The organism is Paraburkholderia phenazinium, from assembly GCF_900141745.1.
Taxonomy (GTDB): Bacteria; Pseudomonadota; Gammaproteobacteria; order Burkholderiales; family Burkholderiaceae; genus Paraburkholderia; species Paraburkholderia phenazinium_B.
This window is the reverse complement of record NZ_FSRM01000002.1, coordinates 3,710,740-3,731,032: the sequence shown is the minus strand read 5'-3', so window position 1 is coordinate 3,731,032 and position 20,293 is coordinate 3,710,740. Positions and strand designations below refer to the sequence as shown.

Here is a 20,293-nt window from a genome sequence, read left to right as displayed (position 1 = left end):
TATTTCGGGTGCCTTGCTTTCAGCCGGGGGCTGGTGCCGGGCGTTGCATAAGCGTTTGTCTGAAATCCGGAAATCTCATAAAGCTAATGTAATTCGAGTTGTGCTGGCTCTGTGCGCCGCCTTGAGCGTCGTCAAACGCCATACGGATTACGGCAATGATGTCGTTTCCTTCGATTTGCCAGTCGACGTACTGGAAGCCGTGCTTTTGGCGATCCGAGTGTTCCATCAGCACGCGCCGGATAGTCCAGTGGCGCAGGTCGGGTGACGATATCAACGCCAGCGTGTTGCGGACCCGTTCGAGGTTTTCGTGTCCGTTGTTTTGCAGCACGGCGTTCGTGAGCGACCAATAGAGCTTCGTTCGCGCATCGAACCGGATCGTGAATTTCTTGCCGCCGCCGGGCATGTCGACAAAATCACGGGCTGGATCGAAGGAGAGCGCGTCTGCTCCAGCGTTCAGAGAAACCAGCGCGGCTTTTTCTTGCCCCTGCCTGCTGTTCACGCGCATCACGACGGACGGTAGAGCTTGCCCCGTCGACACCATATTGCCCTCTTCCCACGAAAGGAAGTCACCATTCAGCCACCTCCTGTCCGATCGGAGATGCGTCGTACTGCTCCAGGCGGTCGTATCGAGCAGATCGGCGTCGACGGGGGCTGACATGACGACTTCCCGCAGGTCGCCGCCCTCGGCGATTTCGAAACTTCTCCAGATGCGCCCATGATCAACCAGCACCGGTACTGGCGCCGTGACGTAACGGCCCGGCATGGGGAAGCGGCCCGTCGATGTGTCGAGTGGCGTCGTCCATGTCGCCCCTCCATTGTCCGAGCGTCGAATCACGGGCGTGCCCATGGAACGGTCGGTGCCAAACAGATAGAGCGCGCCACGTGCAACGAATATCGAAGACCAGTACTGCCCCGATACCTGTCCCAGGCTCTTCCAGGTGACTCCTTTGTCACGGGAAGCAAAGAGCGAAACTTGATCTTCTTTTGAACCGGGACCGAACGTGTCGTGAGACACGATGTAGGTGCCGTCCGGGAGTACCGCGAGAGAGGGCGATCCAAGAAAGATCTGTGTCGAAGCGGCGCTGTGGGCAATGATCCGGCCAGGTGGCGATTCGGGCGCGACCTGAGCGACCGAGACGCCGACGGCCAATGCGGACAGAAGGAAAACCAGGATCCACCGTGTCATTGTCGACACCGAATCTGTGCCAACGAACCGAGCGAACCGAGGTAGAAGCGTTTGCGTCTCCCCGGATGCCTTCCCATCGGAATTTCGCGTGACACAATGAGGAACAGCAAGAGTGTGAGCCACAGCATTCCGTGGAGGAAGTGGTATTTGAATAGCAGGATCGGGAGTAAATAGAGCAGGTATCGTCTTCGTCCGTGGCCATTGAACAGGGCTAAAAGCGAGCCAAAGAACGCAGTGGCGCCCACCGCTCCTGCACTGAAGATCATGTAGACATAGAAGGAGCTATCGCGAACTTCGTAACCGCGCAAATGGGTTTTCCCGACGTTGTTGCGTTCGTCCCAGAACAGACCGTTGCCGAACATGCCCGAAACGGAATCGCGCACGGCCAGTTCGTTAAAGACGAGCGTTCGGCTGGCGACTGCGTTGTAATCTTCCGATTGATTGACACGTCTGTCGTAGACCGTGTAGAGCGGAGGGGTACATAAAACGGCGACTAGAATCGTCGCAATTTTTAATCGAACCGAGACACGCCCGAGGAATAAATGCACGATACAAAGCATCGCGCATACGATGATCGCGGCAACCGAGAAGCTCAGCAATGCAGTAAAAAAGGCGAGGCATGTGGCGAAGGTCAACTGGCGTTTCGCCAGCAACAGGACGATACCTGGCGGGACAACCGTCATGGCATAAAACGATGGCTCCGAGAACAATCCCAGCGCGCGGATGGGTATCAGGCTGTCACTTAGCGTCTTGGTTTCATAGAGCGCTTCGGCACTGCCTTCACGAACGTAACTGTCGAAGTCAATGAAATGACCGGTGAGCAGATAGTACGTAAGCTGGAAAATAAAAAACGCAGCATGAACGTAGATCAGGATTTCGCATGCGCGCGTCAGCGACCCAAGTGTGAGGATCTTGCTGCGGAACATCCAGAAGATCAATGCGATATAGGTCTGGATAAAAATGAACTTGATGAAATAGTTCGGATAGAAGTCGCCAAACGCAGACTGGATAAACGACAGGCAAAGAATGGTCGCCCAGTATGCGAGAACCGGCGCCAGGCCGATCTGCCGCGCCAGCAAGGTTGGCATCTTCAGAAACGCCAAAGCGCCTATCAAGAAGTATGCACATGCTGCTGCTCGAACACTGAACGCGCTAAGCGAAAAGAAAGCGATGCTCGCGGCAAATAGAAATGTAGACACGCTAGCGCGCCGCATAAAGATACCCTGCTTCGTTGCCCGTCCTGATGGCGGGGCGTTACCTAAAACAGCCGTTCACAAAGAACTGGCGAATAAGACTCGATGGCCGTTTGAATCGGTGCATGGTGTCCATACGCAGCCGCCGACACTAACAGCATCGAGCCGATCGCGAATGGCCGCAGGCGCGAGGGGAGTACGGGTGTGTCCTTCCAGCGTACAAAGATCACGGTCACCACCGCGCCCAGAGCCCAACCCGCGATAACTTCCGACGTCGTGTGTGCCTGATCGAAAACGCGGGCCGTGCCGATCAATGCAGCCAGCAGGAATCCCAACATCAATGCGGCGCGCGTGCCCGCGCTCGTTCCGCTGCGCGAGGCAAGCAGGAACGCCATTGGCCAGACTGCCGAGGCAAGCATGGTGTGGCCGCTTATGACGCGAAAACCTATCGCGGGAATTTGCACGCCGCACCCGGCATACAGAATCTTGGTCAATCCGACCATCAACATGCCGGCGCAAAGCGGTGCCAGCCACGCGAGCGCGGCGCGCCAGCCAGACAAGGACATGGCTAGCCATGCGCAGCAGGCAACAGCAAGGGGTAGCGTCATGGCTGCGTCGCCGAGATCGCTAATGGCAGACCACATTTCAGTTCCTCGATACTTGAGAAGGCGCATTGGCCTGCGTGTGACCGGTAACGACGCTGTACGGGAAAGAGCGAGATTTTGCGGCAGAAACAATTTGGTTGGAATGGGACGTGTCTGAAATGCCGTGATCCTCCTGCGGAAAGCAGAGGCTGCCTGCCCGGCAACCGCTGCTTTGAATGGTCGTCTACTTCTCACCTGAGCTTTAATGCTTGCTCGCCCACCTCTACAAGAGCGCTGTTTTTGCGAGTTTTGAGAAAACCGTTTTACGGAGAGATTTCTTCTTTCCCTGAAATCGAATCCATAATTTTAGCAAATTGACCTTGCGATCCTATATTCGGATTATTGAAAATGATAATTCAATCCAACAGTAAAACTGTCATTTCTGCGTTTCGTGCCGCTTGAACGGGAAGTGTCGGCGGTCCATTCGCCGGCAAGTCCGAATTGACTGGATAGCTTATATTCCACTCCCAATCCACCATGCAGTCGCGTGTCCGGCCATGAGCCCGTAAAGCCGAGCCGCGCATACGGCATCAGTTTGCCGACGGGAACACCCACTTTCGCGTCGAGACCACCATCCTTCCCGGTGGCAGAGCCATGGTGGAAATCGGTGAACACCTCGGCGCCGAGCACCAGGGGGCCGGCATCGAACGCGTAGCCTGCGACTAGCCCGGGAAACGTTGTGTCGTGCCTGGCTGTGGCTGCGACGCCCGAGGCGTTGGAGCGGTTCTCGCCAAGTTTGAAGCCGACGTACCCTCCGGAGAATTCGCTGCCTTGGGGCTGGACTGCCTCGGGGGCGGTACCGGCATGAGCCTGCGTGAGGCCGGTCAGAATAATCGCGAGCGTGGTGGTGCAAACGGTGTAAAAAATCTTCTTTGTCTTCATTAGTGAAACGGAAATGTAAATGTCAATTTACGTGAATCCCGTTTTATTTTATAAATGTAATATTTTTTAAAAATCAGGATTCACGGTTTGCCTGTGGAATTCACGGGCGTGTGAGAGGCTAATTGCATGATCCTGAGCGTCAAATAAGAGTAATCCGAAATGGAATTTGTGTTAATCAAGTGTAAATATTGATCTGCATTAAAGCGCCGTGACGAATCGCTTGAACGTGATATTTGTCGAGGCGCGTGGATGAACGGTGGGTGTCTACGATCGATGCGATCGCTCGGCGTATCGGGGCGCGGACGCCGAACAGATAGGACAAGTCGAGACTATTCCTATTTTTCTGACCTTCCTCTGTCAGTAGACTTTCGATTCCTGTTGCCGGGCTGTGTAGTCCGATGTCAGAGATGCCCTACACGGGATCTGCCATCTTTTCCGCGCGGCTACCAAGTGTCGTTACACCGTCGCCCATGCCCCGCAGCCTTCTTTTCGACTGCGAGAGTTCTCCATCATGTGGCTGTATCTACGTAACATCCTTGTCCCCGAGCCGGTTCATTCCACCAATGCGAATGCGTCGCCCGATCTCAAACGCACTTCTCCAATGGGTGTTGCGGCCAGAGTGTTCATGCTGAGCAGCGCGTTGGCTGCTACGCTGGGCGCGCCTGTCGAGTCGCGTGCGGTTTCAAAGCCACCCGGTCAGGCGTCAGTGCCGGGCCCAAACCAGCCTGCAGTGCAACGACCGCTGCCGGGCACGCAATCCCCGACTCCGGACGGCACAAACCGTCTGCCGGCCTCCGATGGGCCAGTCACATCCGTGATGCAAATGGCATTCGATGGCTTGCATAACCTGTCGTTCCTTCGCGACGATCTGCATTCGCGCCCAACGCTTGTCCTGTCGCTCGACGAGCCGGTGCTGATGAAGATGTGCCGGCTCAGCCCTTCCGTGTGCGTCCCGCTGGCTCCCTCTGCGGGTGCCCACGAATGGACCGGGCGGGTAGCCGTCGGTACTGGCAAGACGGGCAGCCTCGCCGACACCTCCGGGTCGCGTGCCGCCGATGTTGCTCATCCCACCACCCTCTCAGGCGTCGCCCCGTTGGAGATGCCGCCTGCGCAAACGAACACCTACGCGGGAGAGATCAAAGGTGGTTTGCACGCCGCGTGGACGCCGGTGGGCCTACCGGCGGATCTGGTCGTGCAACTCAGCCGTATCTTTGCGGGACGCCTCGACGCCACTCAACCGGCTCAAGCAGGCGACTACTACCGTATCGCCTATGAACCGGTCGACGGCAAGCCGGCCAGCGCGGCCGGCGTACGCATAACGGCGGTCGAGTTGCGACTCGCGGGTCAGACTCATCGCGCGGTCTGGTTTGTTGCGCCAGGAAGGGTAGCTGGCGACTACTATTCGTTCGACGGCCAGCGTCTGACCGCCGAACCGTTCGCCATGCCATTGAACTTCGTGCGCGTGAGTTCGCCATTCGGTTACCGCATTCATCCGGTGACCGGGCAGCGTCTGCTGCATACGGGCGTGGACCTCACTGCGGCGCCCGGTACGCCGGTCGTTGCTGCCTCCGCAGGCACGGTGCAGTTCGTTGGTTACGACAGCGGTTATGGCAATCATGTCGTGCTGCGTCACACGCAGGGCTATACCTCGTACTACGCGCATCTATCGGCGTTTGCCAAGGGACTGAGGGCAGGCATGCAGGTCAGCCAGGGACAGTCGTTGGGCGCAGTCGGAGAGACGGGAGTCGCGACTGGTCCGCATCTGCACTTTGAGGTTCGCCTGAACAACCAGCCTACCGATCCGCTCAAGCTGACGAGCCGTTCGAGCGCGGTGCCGCTGGCGGGTCGCCAGCGTGCCGCGTTCGATCAATTGGCGAGTGTCGCACTTGCCGGGCTTCCCGCAATGCCGGGCGATGTGCGCACGGCCGCGAATACGCCGTTTCCTGTGCGATGAGTTTCCCCAGCCACCTGAACTGAGCATCGCTGTGTTGACAGCCTTGGAGGTTTCCGGGGCGGGCGCAACTGTTTCGTTTAACGACACGGTCCGATGACACAACCATGACAGCACCGGCTTTGCCGGTCCGCTGTTTTCTCGCGGCAGAGCACCAGGCCGCGCAAGAAAGGGGCTGGCGCCTGGTCGAGGCGCCAGCCCCTTCTGCTATCCGGCGCGAATGCACTTGCGCCCGCGTTGCCCACAGGATTTAATACGGCAACGCAATGGCGCTTGCCGGCGTGGCAGTGGGGCGATCTTCGAAGAACACAATGAATAGTGCAATCCGGCGCGTTCGCAGTTAAGGCGCGTCGGCACGGCAGCCGGTGTGGACTGAGAGCCACGCCGGTTGCGGCGAGTCACCATAACCGGAGCGGAGCATGAAAGCCAGCACCATCGCGGAACGGGAGGCCAGCGGCCGGGCAGCGCGCGAACATTCGAAGCGCTCGAGTCATCGCGCGACTGGCGATGTCCACCGCAACCCGGTCGATCTTCTCAAGCAAAGCAGCGAAGGGCGGGTGCAGAAGCTGGTGCCATTGCGCTACGGTCGCATGGCCGTTTCGCCTTTCACGTTCTTTCGCGGCAGTGCGATCATCCAGGCTCACGACCTGAGCCGGACGTCCGACACGGGCATCGTGATGCCGATCTGCGGCGATGGCCATCTGATGAACTTCGGCGGTTTCGCGACACCGGAACGGCAACTCGTCTTCGATCTGAACGACTTCGATGAGGTGGCGCTCGGTCCGTTCGAATGGGATCTCAAACGCCTGACTGCCAGTCTCGTGGTGGCCGCGAGGCATATGCGCCTGAGCCGCGGCTTCTCCGCCGAACTGGTGATGACGGCGGTCAGCGAATACCGCGATCGCATGATGCAGTATGCGCAATGCGGGGCGCTCGAACTGTGGTACGAGCGCATTACGTTCGAACACATGGCCGAAACCGCGTTGACGCCGGAGCGCCGCCGCACCGTCAGGCGCGGCATGGAGAAGGCGGCTGGGCGTACTCAGGAGAGCATGCTCGACAAGATGTGCGAGCACGTGGGCGACCATCTGGTCATCCGTGACGCGCCGCCCGGGCTATTTCATGTGCACGGCGCCAATACGATGTTCGAGGCTGAAGACGACTGGTTCACTCTGGGCGACTGGCGCAAGCTCATCGGGCCCATGTACGGCGAGTACCTGAAGACGTTGACGCATGACCGGCGCGAACTGCTGAGCCACTTTACGGCCCAGGATCTGGTGTTCAAGGTGGTGGGCGTCGGCAGCGTGGGCACGCGCTGTCTGGTTCTGCTGAGCACCGATCATATGGGTAAGCCGCTCTTCCTCCAGATCAAGGAAGCGCGCCAGTCGGTGGTCGCCCAATACTTCAAGGGACAAACCTTGCAGCACGATGGCGAGCGCGTCGTGCGCGGGCAGCGCGTGCTGCAGGCAGCGAGCGACATCTTCCTCGGGTGGGCTACCGGCCCGTCGAGCCGGCATTTCTATTTCCGGCAACTGCGCGATATGAAGCTCTCGGCGAATATCGAGCTGTTCGATAACGACCTCCTGCTGGGGTACGCGAAGTTGTGCGGCTGGGTGATGGCGCGTGCTCATGCGAAGGCGAGCGGCAAGGCCATTGAAATCAGCGCCTATATCGGCCGCGGCGATCAGTTTGGAGAAGCGCTGACCGACTACGCACTCGCCTACGCAGACCAGGTCGAGAAAGACTACGACGTCTTCATGAAAGCCTGCCGCAACGGCGAGCTTGAAGCGCGCAGCGACGAGGACATGGCGGCGGATTTCCGTATGTAGTCCCTGGCAGTTCAGTTGAGCGGCGTGACGTCGCTCAACTGACCGAGAAGTGCACCCGCACGTCCTGATCGCTTTCGACGGGGTGGCCGTTTTCCATTGCCGGGAAAAAGCGCCAGCGGTGCAAGGTTTCCAGCAGAATCTGATTGAGCCGCGGATTTTGCGTAGGCTTCACCAGTTCGACTTCGAACGTGCCGTCGGCATGTACCTTGAAGTGAGCGAGCGCCGTGACCTGATAACCCTGCTCCCGCAGGTCGTCCGGCAGTACCGGCATCGGTTGGGATAGCAGGCGTGCTTGCGTGCTGCCAGATGGCGGCGCGGGCGTGGCGGCTGCTGTGCTGTTCGACGGCGCGGCAGCGTTGCTTGCCGTGGCCGCTGCGGGTGCTGCCCGCGCGGATGTGGTTGACGTTGCGGATTGCTCGGGTGTTGCCGGCTCAATCGGGGAGTGCGCCTCTTCGTGCGGCTGCGGTGGTTGCCTTGGTTGTGTTGGACTACTACGCGGCGGCTGGATCGCGTGCGTTATCGGCGCCGGGGTGGTCTGGGTGCGCTTCGCGACGGGCGGAGAGGGCGCCGCCTGTGCAGGTGCGGCTCGTTGCACGGACGTGAGCGGCGCAGGCACCGGAGGTGGCGCAAGTTCGACAAGACGCATGTCGATCGTCGTCGGCGCATGCGTGTGCGGTGGAGATTCATGGGTGGTCAGCCAGCCCACGGAGCGCGCCAGTAGCGTCAGACACAGCATCCCAGCCAGCACAAACGCGACCGCAAAACGCGTGTCCTCGCGATCAGCAAGCGCCAATAGCCGTTGCAAGCCGCTATTCACGATGCACGGCGACCAGAAAGTGCTCGGCTCCAGCCTGGCGTGCGGCCAGCATGGCCTGCACGACGACACCATGCGACGCGTGATCGTCGGCGGCGACCACCACGTTGGCGTCGGGACGCAACAGGCGCGCGATCGTCGGCGTGACCTGATCGAGCCGCACGGCCTGCTGATTGATAAATACCTGATTGGCCTCGTTCACCGACAGCGTCAGCGGCTTGTCCTGGGTCATCTGTTGCGCGCGTCCTTGCGGCAGGTTGATCCGCACGGCGTCCAGACGCTGCATGGCCAGCGAGGTCAGCATGAAGGTCGCCAGCAGAAAGAACATCACATCGATCATCGGAATGATTTCGATGCGGCCGCGCTTCGAGCGGCGTGAGCGCCGCAGTTTCATGACGGAAGGCCCGCGCTTTCGCTAGCGAGGCGCAGGTCGCTGAGCGACTCGTTGGCGAACGATTCGAGTTCGTCCATCAGACGATCGATACGGCGCGAAAAGAAGTTAAACGCAAACAGCGCGACGAGAGCGATGACAAGGCCAATCGCGGTGGCGATCAGCGCCTGCGCGACGCCGCCGGTGACGCCCGACGGATTCACCAGGCCATCGCCGCCGATCAGTTTGAACGAATGCATCATGCCGACGATCGTGCCGAGCAGTCCGAGCAGCGGCGCCGCCGTCACGATGGTCTCCAGCAGCCACAAGCCGCGGCTCATATCACGCTCGATCTGCGCGGCGGCAGCCTCGACCCGCGTTTCGATGCGCCACAACGGAGTCCGCGGGTCGCGCAGCAACTGGCCAATCCGGCTGAATGCGTGCTGTTTTGGCAGGCTACCGGGAAGCTGCGTGAGGTCCACCAATCCGGGCATGCTTGCAAACCGCCAGAACGCATATGCCCGGTCGAGCGTGATGGCGAGCGCGACGATCGCCAGCACCGTCAGCGGATAGATTACCCAGCCACCGAGGCGTGCCGCGTCGGCGAGATTGGTCCAGTCGTTCATGGTCAGGCTCCTTCGTGTTTCTTTACTGGCGTCAGCGCTATCGGCACCGCTCTCAGAACAGCTTGGTGATGCCGGCGTAAATCGCGCGCTGCGGACCGAATTGCGGAGCTTCGACACCGATGCCCGAGCCGTCGCGCAGTTCATACACGCTGTTGATTGCATTGATCACCACGAGGCGGACATCGAACTTGCCGACGATCGGTTCGTTGAAATGCTGGATCACGGCCAGATTGAGCTGTCCGTACCACGGCAGCTTGTCGGTGTTCGCAAAGCCGCTGCGCAAGCCGCTGCCCACGATCGCGTCGGCAGTGAACGTGGTCCTCCCCAGTTCATAGGCACCACCGAGCGACACGGTCACGCGCTGATCGTGGTCGAGGAACACCCAGTTATTGGCGATATACGCGAGTTCGGCCGCGGAGAAGTTGAACTGCGCCGAATCGACGTCCTTGCCCTGGGCCTTGCTATACGCGAGATTCAGATACGCGGAGACGTTGCCCTGCTTGTAGTTGGTGGTGAATTCGAGCCCATACACGCGGCCGTACTGGTAGTTGAACGGCGTATTGATTAGCGCGGTGCCGAACTGTCCTTCGTCGAGCAGGTTTCTTGCGATCTTGTAGTAAGCGTCGAGGCCGATGGTCAACGCGGGCGTGATGCGCTGCGTCACGCCGATGTCGAAATAGTCGCTGCGCTCGGGCTGCACCGGGCTGTCCGCGGACACCTCGCTCTGATTGGTCGTGCCGACGAAACGGGAGACCGTGGTAGCAGAGACCAGTTCGAAATCAGGTGGTGTGAAGTAGCGCGAATAACCGGCATGCAGCGTGGTGGCGTTGGTCGGCTCGAATACGAGGCCGATACGCGGACTCAACTGGCTGGCGTGCACAAACTCGTCCATGCCGTCGTAACGCAGACCGTAGTTCAACGTCAGCTTGCTATTGAGCTTCCATTCGTCCTGCAGGTACGCGCTATACAGATAGCCCGTGTTGGCACCCGCGTCGTTGATGTTGAACGGGACGTCCGAGCTCTGATTGCCGTTGGCGTCGGTGGGGAACACGGAAACATTGTCGCTGAAGACGGCGTGCTCCTGCTCGACCCACACGCCGCCACGTAACGTGTGTGCGTCGTTGAGCCGGAACGTCGTATCGGCCTGCACGCCCTCGGCCTGGTTGCTGCGGAAGTCGGTCGAGGCCACCCCGTTGAACATCAGATCGCCGATGGGGTCCGGATTGAACTGGGTCCGCGTATAGCGCGTGAACAGCGACACCTGATAGTCGAGTGCGCCGCCATTGGTGCCCTGCAACGCTAGTACTCCGAAGTTGTTCAGCTCCGACTGCGTTTCGTTCAGATCGGCGGAGTTGAAGGTCGCGTGGCCGGCGAGCGCGAAATTGGTCGGCAGGCCTGGCGTGTTCGGCAGCTGGAACTGATTGGCGGCCGTGCCCGCCATCAACGTCACGCGAGTGAGCGGATTGATGATGTACGACAGATAGCCGAAGCCGTTACCTTGGCGCGTGTGATCGTGTATCGGACTACCGTCCGCAGTCGGCGCCTCGATGCCGAGGTTGTTTTCGCCGAGCGAGCCGGTGAAGAAATAGCTGAGCGCACCTTCCGATCCGTAGACGTCGGCGCTGCTCTGCAGTGTCTGATGGCTGCCGCCATAGACATCGACGGAGCCGCCGTTGCCGAGATCTCCCGACTTCGTCGTAATGTCGACGATGCCGGCCGTCTTGTAGCCGTACTGCGCCGGCAGCGCACCGGTGATGAGGTTGACCTGATCGACGATGTGCGTATCGAGCGACTGCCCAAAGCCGCTGATCGGTTCGGGGATGATGATGCCGTTGATCCGGTATTGCAGGTCCGCGTGATCGCCGCGTACGTGGAGCTGGCCATACGAATCGTTGGCGACGCCCGGCGCCTGCAGCAACACCTGGTTGATAGGCGTGTTGTCCCCTTGCGGCAGCGCCTGGATGTCCGCTTGCGTGAAGCGGTAGACGCTCGCGCCGACGTCCGGTTGCAGGCCGTTGCGGGCCTCGTTGAGGCGCTGCGCCTGAACATTGACGTCGATTGCGCTGCCTTTTTCGAGCGCGACTTTCAGCGCGGGAGGCGTGTTGCCGTCGACGGTGGCGATGCTGGTATTCGACCCGAAGCCTTTCGCGTTGACGGTGACCGCGTAGGTGCCGGGCTGGACGTCGGACAGCGCGAAACGGCCGTCGTGGCCGGTGTGCGTTTGCGCGAGCGTGTGGCCGTCGGCATCCTGAATCGACACCGCGGCGTTGTCGACCGCGTGTCCCTGCGTATCGGTGACGGTACCGGTCAACGGGGCGCCTGCGGAGGCGGCAAGCGCGTGCAGCGAAACCGTCTGCGCAAACAGCAGCAACACGGCACGCGAGATGAGTATGTGATGTTTCATGTTCTTGTTGTGCGAGTGGATGATCCTCTTGTCGCGCCGGACTGGCCGTACTTAGCGGTAAGCGCCGTGTTTCAGGCGTGGGTCCGGTCTGCGAATTTCGTGATGTTATAACATAACAAATTGTTTGTGCAATCGCGGATTCGAATCTGTGGCGGGGAAGAACGCACACATCGAAATACCTGCTGCGCGATCCGACAGCAAATCGAAGCCAGGTTGAAAGGAAGGGCCATCTCGTGCAACGACGAGACTTGACCCGATCAGCGAGAGCGGCTCACGCGTTGTCGCATCACGGGTAAGGCCGTCTGGCAGATAACCCGTAACTGCTCTACATTTCCATGCAACGCAGGTCGACGACACTCTCGCCGGGAGACGCCATGACAGCAGTCAACAGGATCTGGCAACTGCTCTTCGGCAAACCGCTCGATCCCCTGGATCCCCGCACCCGTCATGCGATCGCCGTTACGCCGATCCTGGCCTGGGTTGGGCTAGGTGCCGACGGTTTGTCTTCGTCGTGTTACGGGCCGGAAGAGGCGTTTCTCGCACTTGGCCAGCATACCCAGCTTGCGTTGTTGCTGGCCTTCGCCACTGCGGCGACGGTGTTCATCATCGCGCTCGGCTATAACCAGGTCATCGAACTGTTCCCGACCGGCGGAGGCGGCTACAGGGTCGCCACGGCGCTGCTGGGACCGCGCCCAGGACTCGTGTCAGGCGCCGCGCTGCTGGTCGATTACGTGCTGACGGTAGCGACCTCGCTGGCAAGCGGTGTGGATGCTTTTTTCAGTCTGCTGCCGGTCAGTGCACAGGAGTTCAAGCTCGCTACCGAACTGATCCTGATCGTGCTAATGACAGGTCTCAACTTTCGCGGTATGCGGGAATCCATCATGGTCCTGCTGCCGATCTTCATGGGCTTTGTAGTGTTGCACCTGGGGTTGATCGTCTACGGCGTCGCCGTACACGGCAATCATCTGGCCGCGGTCGTGCCGGACGCGGTGGCCGAAGCGCATAGCATGTCGCATGGGCTCGGACCGCTGGTGGTCGTGGCGTTGCTGATGCGTGCGTTCTCGTTGGGCGGCGGCACCTACACCGGTCTTGAAGCTGTATCCAACAACGTCAACATGCTGGCCGAACCGCGCGTGCCGGCGGGCAAGGTCACGATGTTCTACATGGCCACCTCGTTGGCATTTACGGCGGGCGGCATCATCCTGCTATACATGCTGTGGCATGCAACGCCAGTGGAAGGGCAAACGCTTAACGCCGTGGTGTTCGGCAGCGTGATCGATCACCTCGGCCTGGGCTCGGCGTTCGCTCGTCATGCCTTGCTGGCCGCCGTGCTCGCTTTCGAAGCGGGTCTGTTGCTCGTGGGCGCGCAAACCGGCTTTCTCGATGGTCCCGCGGTGCTGTCGAACATGGCTGCGGATTCATGGGTGCCGCGCCACTTTCGCGATCTGTCGACGCGCCTCGTGCGGCAGAACGGCATTGTCGTAATGGGCGTTGCGAGTCTGGCGATCCTGATGTGGACGCACGGCAACGTGGACATCCTCGTGGTGCTGTACAGCATCAATGTGTTCCTGACTTTCAGCTTGTCGCTGCTGGGCCTGTGCACTTACTGGTGGAAGCATCGTCGCGAAAGCCGGAGTTGGGTGCGGCACTTCGCTCTCTCGGCGCTTGGACTGGCTGTGACGAGCACGGTGCTGGTGATCACGCTGATCGAGAAATTCACCGCAGGAGGTTGGCTGACCGTGCTGGTGACAAGCGCCGTGGTGGCGCTGTGCTTCCTCATCAGACGCCACTACAGCGATACGCGCGCGCAACTCGCCAAGGAGGATGCGTTGTTCTCCGGCGCGCCGCCGGCGCTCTCCGACGCCGCCGCGCCACTCGAGCCCGATCCCTCGCTGCCTACCGCTATCCTGCTGGTCGGCAAGCATCGCGGCGCGAGTATGCATGCGCTGCTGTGGGTCAACCGCCTGTTTCCTGGCCACTTCAAAAACATCGTGTTTCTCGCGGTGGGCGAGGTGGACGCGAAGAGCTACGAAGGCGAAGAAAACCTGCAGCGCTTGCAGCAAACCATCACCGCATCGCTGGCGTACTACGTCGGGTTTTGTCGTCAGCATGGCATCGCCGCCGATTATCGCGTCGCCTTCGGCACGCATCCGGTGATCGAATTCATGAAGCTGGCCGATAGCACCATGGACGAGTTTCCGAACAGCGTGTGCTTCGCCAGCAAGCTGATCTTCAAGCGGGTCAACTTCCTGACCGCATGGCTGCATAACCAGACCCCCGTCGAAATCCAGACGCGCCTGCATCAGCAAGGCAGACAGATGGTGCTATTGCCGATGAATGTCGGGTGAGCGTCAGGTGAGCGTAAGCGGACAGGTGCGTCTCGCCGCCGCCGAAAGCGCAGACGTGGTACGTTGGCGGACAGCTTATTTCCAGGGAGACGGGGGGTGACGGCTACAAACAAGATCGCGCTGGTCACGGGCGCGGGCAGCGGCATTGGCCTCGCGACGGCACGCAGGCTTCTTCAGAACGGTTACAGCGTGGTGCTGGCAGGACGCCGGCAGGCGCCACTCGATGCGCTAGCCGACGAGGCGCGGCAACGCGGCGAGGATGCGCTCGCTGTCCCGTGCGACGTGAGCGACCCCACGAGTGTCGCCGCGCTGTTCGACGCCATCCGCGAGCGCTATGGACGCCTCGACGTGCTGTTCAACAACGCGGGACGCGGTGGACCACCGGTTGAGATTGACGAGCTCAGCGTCGAAGACTGGCGCGCGGTGGTCGACATCAATCTGAACGGCGTGTTTTTTTGTACGCGCGCGGCTTTCGGCATGATGAAAGCGCAGAGCCCGCGTGGCGGACGCATTATCAACAACGGTTCGATCTCGGCGCATGCTCCGCGTCCGAACAGCATCGCCTATACGTCGACCAAGCACGCCATCACCGGTCTGACGAAATCCGTTTCGCTCGACGGCCGCAAGTACGACATCTGCTGTGGGCAGATCGACATCGGCAATGCCGCCACGGAGATGGCCGCGCGGATGGCGACAGGCGTGCCGCAGGCCAACGGCGAGATCGTGATCGAGCCGCTGATGGATGTCGAACTGGTTGCCGATGCCGTATTGCATATGGCGAACCTGCCGTTGTCGGCGAACGTGCAGTTCATGACGATCATGGCGAGCAAGATGCCGTTCGTCGGGCGCGGGTGAGGGAGCGTGGAGCATGACTGACGCGCGGCCCGCGGCACGCCACGCACCGGATCAACTTATACTGTTTGATCCCATGTCACCCGGATTCAGCCGTGCCTCAAGCTTCGCCGAAGGACAAACTGCGCGACAGGCCGCAGAACGACCCGCTCGACGATCCGCCCCCGGTCCCGCCTGTGCGTCCCGACCTCGACGATTGCTGTCATAGCGGCTGCAGCCCCTGTGTCTTCGATCTGTACGACGACGCCTTTGACCGGTATCAGGCGGCGCTTGCCGAATGGCAGGCTCGGCAGCCGCTCAAACCTTGCCAGCCGAAAAGCCGCTCATGACCGATCTCCAGCCCGCCCTCATCGAAACGCCCGCGCTCGACGATCTGCATGACTTCGTGCAGCGTCATCCGCGTCTGTTCGTGCTGTCGGGCGCGGGCATCAGTACCGATTCCGGGATTCCCGGCTATCGCGACGAAAACGGCGAATGGAAGCGCTCGCCGCCGATCACCTTGCAGGAATTTCTCGGCTCGCTGGCGTCGCGGCAGCGTTACTGGGCCCGCAGCATGATCGGCTGGCCGGTGGTGGCGCAGGCCAAGCCGAACGACGCGCATCGTGCGCTTGCAAGGCTAGAAGCCGCCGGACACGTGCCGACGCTCGTGACGCAGAACGTCGACGGGCTGCATCAGCGTGCGGGCAGCAGTGACGTGATCGAACTGCACGGCAGCATCGGCGCGGTGACGTGTCTCGATTGCGGCACGCGGCATGCGCGCTCGGCGATCCAGCAGACGCTCGAAGCCGACAACCCGGCGCTGCTCGATGTGGTCGCCGAACCCGCCGCCGACGGCGACGCTCACCTCGAATGGCACGACCTCGGTGGCTTCCGCATTCCGGCATGTCCGAATTGCGGGGGCCAACTGAAGCCTTCGGTGGTGTTCTTCGGCGAGAACGTGCCGCGCGCGACCGTCGACGACGCCACACGCGCACTCGAAGCGGCGGACGCGATGCTGGTGGTGGGTTCTTCGCTGATGGTCTATTCGGGTTACCGCTTCTGTGTCTGGGCGCAAAAGATGGGCAAGCCGATTGCCGCGATCAATCTGGGCCGCACGCGCGCCGATCCGTTGCTGGCGCTGAAAGTCGCAGCGCCGTGCGCGGAGACCCTGACCGCGCTGGCTGCGCGTCTCGCGCTCGACTGAGGCGCCTACCGGCGGTCCTTTGTCCGGATGGAGCCCGGATATGGCCCAGATTGCGCCTCGATTGGACCTCGATTGCACCTCGATCAGGCCCAAAGCATGCCCGAATCGCCCCCGGATCGTCGATAATGGAAAGCCGTTTGCCGCGCCGCAGGTGTCTCGCTGTGCGAACGTCCGCGACGAACCCGCTTTGCACGAAACCAGAGGAAGAGCTTCGCATGGGCCAGAGTAGCGCGCTAAAGCGCGAATTCTGGCCGACAGCCAAAGCACTAACTCTGTTCGACACAGGAACGCCCATGCTGACGACCATCGAACAACTCGAGACGATCTACGGCCAGCCGCACGAGCGCGCGGTGCGCAAAGAGATTCCCTACGTCAACGAGGACTACCGCGCATTTATCGAGTTCGCGCCGTTTGTCGTGCTGGCCACCGCCGGGCCGGAGGGGCTCGACTGCTCGCCGCGCGGCGACGCGGCCGGTTTCGTACGCATCATCGACGAACGGACACTGGCGATTCCCGATCGTCCCGGCAACAACCGTATCGACAGTCTGCGTAACATCATCGTCGAGCCGCGTCTCGCGCTGCTGTTCGTCGTGCCGGGCGTCGGCGAGACCTTGCGGGTCAACGGCCGCGGGCGTATTTCCGATGACGCGGCGCTGCTCGAAAGCTTCGCAGTCGAAGGGAAGCTTCCGCGCACCGTGCTGCTGGTCGACGTCGACGCCGTGTATTTCCATTGTTCGAAGGCGCTCGTTCGCTCCAGACTGTGGGATCCGGAGCGCCATGTGGAGCGCTCGCGCCTGCCGAGCGCCGGCGCGATTCACCGGCGTATCAACGGCCAAACTTTCGACGCACTCGCCTACGATCTCGAACTGGCCGAAAGAGTGCGTACGACCCTGTACTAAGATCCTGCACCCAATGAGCAACCCATCCACTTCCGACGCACGTCAGCACGCCCCCGCTGCCGAACGCAATCGCGATCCGATCCTCGCCGTCCTGCGGCAGGTGTTGCCGGCGAGCGGCCTCGTGCTTGAGATCGCCAGCGGCAGCGGCCAGCACGTAACGCATTTCGCGGCGGCGCTTCCCGACCTCGTCTGGCAACCGAGCGATCCCGACGCCGGCTCGCGCGCGTCGATTGCTGCGTGGACCGCTCATACCGGTCTGACGAATATCCGGGCGCCGCTCGCATTGGACGTCGAGCACGGCCCGTGGGGTATCGATTCGGCGCAAGCGTTGATCTGCATCAACATGATTCATATTTCGCCATGGACTGCCACCCAGGCGTTATTCGACGGAGCGGCCCGCTTGCTGGGCAGCGGCGGTGTAATGTATCTATACGGGCCGTACCGGCGTCACGGGGCGCACACCGCGCCCAGCAACGAAACTTTCGATCAGCAGTTGCGCAACCGCAATCCCGCGTTCGGCGTGCGCAACATGGAGGCGGTGGTGGCGCTCGGCGAAGCGCAGGGGTTCGTCTGTAGCGAGCCTATTGCGATGCCTGCCAACAATTTCAGTCTGGTGTTCACGAAACGCCAGGGCGCGACTCGAATCTGAACCGGGAAGCGCACTAACGAGCGGCAATCGGCCATTTCTTTTATGCTTTCATCCTCGACGCCCCGTCGGCGGCATTTTGGGCGCGGCGTCTCGACAATTCGGAATCTGGAGAATTCAAATGGGCAAACAGGCAATCGGCGTAGTGGGGCTAGCGGTCATGGGCCGCAATCTGGCACTCAACATCGAAAGCCGCGGTCATGCGGTGTCCGTCTTTAACCGCAGCCGTGAGAAAACCGATGAACTGATCGCAGAATATCCCGATCGCAAGCTGGTGCCGACTTACACGCTCGAAGAGTTCGTCGAGTCGCTGGAAAAGCCGCGCCGCATTCTGATGATGGTCAAGGCGGGCGCAGGCACCGACGACACGATCGCCTCGCTCAAACCGCTGCTGGACAAGGGCGACATTCTGATCGATGGCGGCAACACGCATTTCACCGACACGATTCGCCGCAATCAGGAACTGGCCAAGGCCGGCCTGCATTTCATCGGCACGGGCGTCTCGGGCGGTGAAGAAGGCGCGCTGAAAGGTCCGTCGATCATGCCGGGTGGCCAGCGCGACGCGTACGACCTGGTTGCACCGATCCTCACGGAAATCGCCGCCAAGGCGCCGGATGGCGAGCCGTGCGTGGCGTACATGGGCCCGGACGGCGCGGGTCACTTCGTGAAAATGGTGCACAACGGCATCGAATACGGCGACATGCAACTGATCGCCGAAAGCTATTCGGTGCTGAAGCAGGTGGTGGGTCTGTCGAACAAGGAACTGGGCGAGGTCTACACCGAGTGGAACAAGGGCGAGCTCGACAGCTACCTGATGGAAATCACCTCGAAGATCTTCAACAAGAAGGACGACGAGACCGGTAAGGATCTGGTGGACGTGATCCTCGACCGCGCCGCGCAAAAGGGCACCGGCAAGTGGACGAGCCAGAACGCGCTGGATCTCGGCGTGCCGCTGCCGCTGATCACCGAGTCGGTGTTTGCGCGCGTGCTGTCGTCGCTTAAGACCGAGCGTGTCGCCGCGAGCAAGGTCATCAAGGGACCGGAACCCAAGGCGTTCGACGGCGATCGTGCCGCTTTCATCGAATCGGTGCGCCGCGCGCTCTACTTCAGCAAGGTGATCTCGTACGCGCAGGGCTTCGCGCAATTGCGGGCGGCTTCGGAAGAGTACAAATGGGATCTGGACTTCGGCACGATCGCGAAGATCTTCCGCGCGGGCTGTATCATCCGCGCCCGCTTCCTGCAGAAGATCACGGACGCGTATTCGAAGGACAAGGCGATCGCCAACCTGCTGCTCGACCCGTACTTCAACGACATCGCTTCGAACTATCAGGGTGCGTTGCGTGACGTGGTGATCGCTGCGGTGAAGGCAGGCGTGCCGGTGCCGACGTTTGCATCGGCGGTGGCGTACTTCGATGCCTATCGCTCCGAGCGTCTGCCGGCCAACCTCGTGCAGGCTCAACGCGACTTCTTCGGCGCGCATACCTTCGAGCGCGTCGACAAGCCGGGCAGCTTCCACGCCAACTGGTCCTGATCGTTACGATGTAGGACTCCGGCGCCGCCGGACCTGGACATCTGCTGCGCCCAACAGCCCGGGCGCCCTGTTAAGGGGCGGCCCGGGCTGTTTGCCAGTCAACGGCCCGGCAGATGCGGCACGCCTTCATTGCTGGTCAGATTGAGTTGATGAATCTGCCGGTGTGCCTTGTTCAATTGCGCCTGCGCGGCGACGCGCTGCGCCTCCAGTTGCGCGACCTCCTTGCGCACCTGATGCATCCGCCCCGACACTGCCTGCTCCTGCACGCTATTGCGCTGCAAATCGCAGCGCAGGCGTTCAGCCTGGGCTTCAGATTCCGCGATCATCCGTGCGAGCTGTTCGTTCTGCGCAGCCAGTTGCGCACGACGTGTCTCGCCCTCCGAGAGACGCGTGGCCTGTTCTTCGAAATGATGGAAAGCGGCCTCGGCGGCATCCAGGTCCGCGGCTTTCAGCGCACGCCAGAGGGTGCCGTTCTGATACAGCGCCACGTAATAGGCCAGCTCGCGCGCATGGAACAACAGGCTCACCGAGTAGTCGAAACTTCGGAACACCCGGAACGGCGTTAAGGCTTCTTCCTCGGCTAGCCATTCGATTTCCGCGCTGTCGGCCATTTGTACTGGCCGGCCGCTTGTCTGGGAGGGTACGACCGGAACGGGCCTTAAGGTCGTGACAGGCCGCGGTGGCTCGGCAGGTGTCGAAGCGTACGGGCTGGACGAACTGCTGACGCTTGCCGCTGGCTCGTCGCCTGACGAGGTGGTGTTGTCGTGGGCCACCTGGACAAGGTGGGATGGGCCAGTGGCGAGCAGTGCACTGCGTCGGTTCAGGAGACTTTTCACGGCAGTTCCTCAAAGTGACTCGCCCGAAACCGCGAGGCGGCGCCGACAGTGCAGCATGCCGGGCTACCAGGCGGTGCGTGCGGTGAACGAAAACGGAGG

Annotated in this window: 18 protein-coding genes; 9 read left to right on the top strand and 9 right to left on the bottom strand. The window is 61.2% G+C overall.

What is annotated here, in order from left to right; genetic code table 11:
- Nucleotides 1–19: 19 nt before the first annotated feature.
- The 4 genes from BUS06_RS36605 to BUS06_RS36590 all read right to left on the bottom strand — a co-directional run bounded on the left by BUS06_RS36605 (nt 20) and on the right by BUS06_RS36590 (nt 3,905).
- Nucleotides 20–1,186 carry a sialidase family protein gene (locus BUS06_RS36605; protein WP_074269110.1) on the bottom strand — a complete coding sequence of 389 codons (1,167 nt, stop codon included), beginning with the start codon at nt 1,184–1,186 and terminating at the stop codon, nt 20–22.
- Complete coding sequence (locus BUS06_RS36600) at nt 1,183–2,400, bottom strand: hypothetical protein (RefSeq protein ID WP_074269109.1); 1,218 nt, start codon at nt 2,398–2,400, stop codon at nt 1,183–1,185. The genes BUS06_RS36605 and BUS06_RS36600 overlap by 4 nt, the downstream gene beginning before the upstream one ends.
- Nucleotides 2,401–2,444: 44 nt before the next feature.
- Nucleotides 2,445–3,023, bottom strand: a complete 579-nt coding sequence (locus BUS06_RS36595) for a phosphatase PAP2 family protein (RefSeq protein WP_074269108.1) — start codon at nt 3,021–3,023, stop codon at nt 2,445–2,447.
- A gap of 339 nt (nt 3,024–3,362) precedes the next feature.
- Nucleotides 3,363–3,905 (bottom strand): outer membrane protein, encoded by a 543-nt coding sequence (locus BUS06_RS36590; RefSeq protein ID WP_254369062.1) that lies wholly within the window; start codon nt 3,903–3,905, stop codon nt 3,363–3,365.
- A 511-nt stretch (nt 3,906–4,416) separates the two neighbouring features.
- Here BUS06_RS36590 and BUS06_RS36585 point away from each other — a divergent pair.
- Together BUS06_RS36585 and BUS06_RS36580 are read left to right on the top strand one after the other, a co-directional pair.
- On the top strand, nt 4,417–5,859 hold the full coding sequence (locus BUS06_RS36585; RefSeq protein ID WP_083611757.1) for a M23 family metallopeptidase: 1,443 nt from the start codon (nt 4,417–4,419) through the stop codon (nt 5,857–5,859).
- Nucleotides 5,860–6,275: 416 nt separating this feature from the next.
- The gene (locus BUS06_RS36580; RefSeq protein ID WP_074269106.1) at nt 6,276–7,685 is read left to right on the top strand and encodes a DUF2252 domain-containing protein; all 1,410 of its coding nucleotides are present in this window, start codon (nt 6,276–6,278) and stop codon (nt 7,683–7,685) included.
- Between the two features lie 34 nt (nt 7,686–7,719).
- Here BUS06_RS36580 and BUS06_RS36575 read toward each other — a convergent pair whose 3' ends face one another.
- The 4 genes from BUS06_RS36575 to BUS06_RS36560 are packed head-to-tail and all read right to left on the bottom strand — an operon-like array spanning nt 7,720 to nt 11,899.
- Nucleotides 7,720–8,490 (bottom strand): energy transducer TonB, encoded by a 771-nt coding sequence (locus BUS06_RS36575; RefSeq protein WP_074269518.1) that lies wholly within the window; start codon nt 8,488–8,490, stop codon nt 7,720–7,722.
- 4 nt (nt 8,491–8,494) lie between these two features.
- The gene (locus BUS06_RS36570; RefSeq protein ID WP_074269105.1) at nt 8,495–8,893 is read right to left on the bottom strand and encodes an ExbD/TolR family protein; all 399 of its coding nucleotides are present in this window, start codon (nt 8,891–8,893) and stop codon (nt 8,495–8,497) included.
- Nucleotides 8,890–9,495: a MotA/TolQ/ExbB proton channel family protein gene (locus BUS06_RS36565; protein WP_074269104.1), complete on the bottom strand. Its 606-nt coding sequence runs from the start codon at nt 9,493–9,495 to the stop codon at nt 8,890–8,892. The genes BUS06_RS36570 and BUS06_RS36565 overlap by 4 nt, the downstream gene beginning before the upstream one ends.
- 52 nt (nt 9,496–9,547) lie before the next feature.
- On the bottom strand, nt 9,548–11,899 hold the full coding sequence (locus BUS06_RS36560) for a TonB-dependent receptor (protein WP_074269103.1): 2,352 nt from the start codon (nt 11,897–11,899) through the stop codon (nt 9,548–9,550).
- Nucleotides 11,900–12,273: 374 nt separating this feature from the next.
- Here BUS06_RS36560 and BUS06_RS36555 point away from each other — a divergent pair, with 374 nt between their 5' ends.
- The 7 genes from BUS06_RS36555 to gndA all read left to right on the top strand — a co-directional run bounded on the left by BUS06_RS36555 (nt 12,274) and on the right by gndA (nt 19,358).
- A complete protein-coding gene (locus BUS06_RS36555) occupies nt 12,274–14,247 on the top strand; it encodes an APC family permease (protein WP_074269102.1) in 1,974 nt (657 codons plus the stop codon).
- A gap of 96 nt (nt 14,248–14,343) precedes the next feature.
- On the top strand, nt 14,344–15,102 hold the full coding sequence (locus BUS06_RS36550; protein ID WP_074269101.1) for an SDR family oxidoreductase: 759 nt from the start codon (nt 14,344–14,346) through the stop codon (nt 15,100–15,102).
- 92 nt (nt 15,103–15,194) lie between these two features.
- Complete coding sequence (locus tag BUS06_RS36545; RefSeq protein WP_254369061.1) at nt 15,195–15,428, top strand: oxidoreductase-like domain-containing protein; 234 nt, start codon at nt 15,195–15,197, stop codon at nt 15,426–15,428.
- Nucleotides 15,425–16,282, top strand: a complete 858-nt coding sequence (locus BUS06_RS36540; protein ID WP_074269100.1) for an NAD-dependent protein deacetylase — start codon at nt 15,425–15,427, stop codon at nt 16,280–16,282. Before BUS06_RS36545 ends, BUS06_RS36540 begins: the two co-directional genes overlap by 4 nt.
- Nucleotides 16,283–16,575: 293 nt before the next feature.
- Nucleotides 16,576–17,181, top strand: coding sequence for a pyridoxamine 5'-phosphate oxidase family protein (locus BUS06_RS36535; protein ID WP_074269099.1), 606 nt, complete (start codon nt 16,576–16,578; stop codon nt 17,179–17,181).
- A gap of 13 nt (nt 17,182–17,194) precedes the next feature.
- The gene (locus tag BUS06_RS36530; protein ID WP_074269098.1) at nt 17,195–17,830 is read left to right on the top strand and encodes a DUF938 domain-containing protein; all 636 of its coding nucleotides are present in this window, start codon (nt 17,195–17,197) and stop codon (nt 17,828–17,830) included.
- Nucleotides 17,831–17,948: 118 nt separating this feature from the next.
- A complete protein-coding gene (gene gndA, locus BUS06_RS36525; RefSeq protein WP_074269097.1) occupies nt 17,949–19,358 on the top strand; it encodes an NADP-dependent phosphogluconate dehydrogenase in 1,410 nt (469 codons plus the stop codon).
- 98 nt (nt 19,359–19,456) lie between these two features.
- On the opposite strand, the gene BUS06_RS36520 is transcribed toward gndA, so the two are convergent.
- Nucleotides 19,457–20,194, bottom strand: a complete 738-nt coding sequence (locus BUS06_RS36520) for a DUF2968 domain-containing protein (protein WP_074269096.1) — start codon at nt 20,192–20,194, stop codon at nt 19,457–19,459.
- Between the last annotated feature and the right edge of the window lie 99 nt (nt 20,195–20,293).

Bases quoted from the DNA above. Each gene is read 5' to 3' on its own strand.
- BUS06_RS36535 (WP_074269099.1), top strand. From the start codon at position 16,576: ATGCTGACGACCATCGAACAACTCGAGACGATCTACGGCCAGCCGCAC.
- gndA (WP_074269097.1), top strand. From the start codon at position 17,949: ATGGGCAAACAGGCAATCGGCGTAGTGGGGCTAGCGGTCATGGGCCGC.
- BUS06_RS36565 (WP_074269104.1), bottom strand. From the start codon at position 9,495: ATGAACGACTGGACCAATCTCGCCGACGCGGCACGCCTCGGTGGCTGG.
- BUS06_RS36560 (WP_074269103.1), bottom strand. From the start codon at position 11,899: ATGAAACATCACATACTCATCTCGCGTGCCGTGTTGCTGCTGTTTGCG.
- BUS06_RS36605 (WP_074269110.1), bottom strand. From the start codon at position 1,186: ATGACACGGTGGATCCTGGTTTTCCTTCTGTCCGCATTGGCCGTCGGC.
- BUS06_RS36540 (WP_074269100.1), top strand. From the start codon at position 15,425: ATGACCGATCTCCAGCCCGCCCTCATCGAAACGCCCGCGCTCGACGAT.
- BUS06_RS36530 (WP_074269098.1), top strand. From the start codon at position 17,195: ATGAGCAACCCATCCACTTCCGACGCACGTCAGCACGCCCCCGCTGCC.
- BUS06_RS36570 (WP_074269105.1), bottom strand. From the start codon at position 8,893: ATGAAACTGCGGCGCTCACGCCGCTCGAAGCGCGGCCGCATCGAAATC.
- BUS06_RS36555 (WP_074269102.1), top strand. From the start codon at position 12,274: ATGACAGCAGTCAACAGGATCTGGCAACTGCTCTTCGGCAAACCGCTC.
- BUS06_RS36585 (WP_083611757.1), top strand. From the start codon at position 4,417: ATGTGGCTGTATCTACGTAACATCCTTGTCCCCGAGCCGGTTCATTCC.
- BUS06_RS36580 (WP_074269106.1), top strand. From the start codon at position 6,276: ATGAAAGCCAGCACCATCGCGGAACGGGAGGCCAGCGGCCGGGCAGCG.
- BUS06_RS36590 (WP_254369062.1), bottom strand. From the start codon at position 3,905: ATGAAGACAAAGAAGATTTTTTACACCGTTTGCACCACCACGCTCGCG.
- BUS06_RS36600 (WP_074269109.1), bottom strand. From the start codon at position 2,400: ATGCGGCGCGCTAGCGTGTCTACATTTCTATTTGCCGCGAGCATCGCT.
- BUS06_RS36595 (WP_074269108.1), bottom strand. From the start codon at position 3,023: ATGTGGTCTGCCATTAGCGATCTCGGCGACGCAGCCATGACGCTACCC.